The sequence below is a fragment of the Actinacidiphila sp. bgisy167 genome, assembly GCF_057707665.1.
Genome location: NZ_JBYIQP010000223.1, coordinates 1 through 730 on the forward strand (window position 1 = coordinate 1; position 730 = coordinate 730).

Here is a 730-nt window from a genome sequence, read left to right on the forward strand (position 1 = left end):
CTCGCCTTTGTTGGTGTCGACGGTGAACTCGTCGGCGGTGAACCCGCCGGGGACGGCCGGTTTGAGTGGTGGCGGCTTGAGTCGCAGGTCGTGGCCCTGGGCCTGGAGGTGTTCGCGTAGGTCGCCGGTGCCGTAGGCGGCATCGCCCAGGACGATGACCGGTTCCTCCTCCTCGGCGAGAAGGTCTTTGGCGACCGCGGCCTCGTGGTTCTCGGCGCCGCTGCCTGCGGTCAGGGCGACGTCGGTGAACACTCCCGCTTCGGGCTCGAAGGCCACGTGGGCGCGGAAACCCTCCTGGTGGCGGGTCCGGTTCTTATGGATGTGCCGGGCTTCAGGGTCGACCGTGGACACGGTGCGGTCGGGGACGGTCCCGCGGGCGATGCGCCAGCGCCCGTCGTGACCGTCGGAGTCCTCGGCCGGCTCCACGTCCTGGCCCGCGACCAGGGCCAGCAGCCCGACGGCGTTCGCCGCGGCCTCGCCCAGTTGCTGCTCGGGCAGGCGGCCCAGCAGGTTGAGTGCGTCGGTGACCAGGGCGTCGACCAGGTCAGCGCGTGCCCGCTCGTCGTTCCACGCGATCTTCGGTTTGCCGGGATCGGTGTAGTCGTGGGCGGTGCACCAGGTGGCGGCGGTCTGCTCGGCGCCGGGGACCTCACGGATGACCCGCCGAATCGCGGCGACCAGCTGGGTGACGGTGTCCTGGGTGGCGACCGCGTCGTCCAGCACGGTGGAG

At 71.4% G+C, this 730-nt stretch carries 1 protein-coding gene; it reads right to left on the minus strand.

Annotated features, from left to right (window positions below):
- A partial coding sequence (locus tag AC3ET4_RS30895) for a transposase (RefSeq protein ID WP_431955294.1) occupies positions 1 to 730 on the minus strand: 730 nt, incomplete at both ends.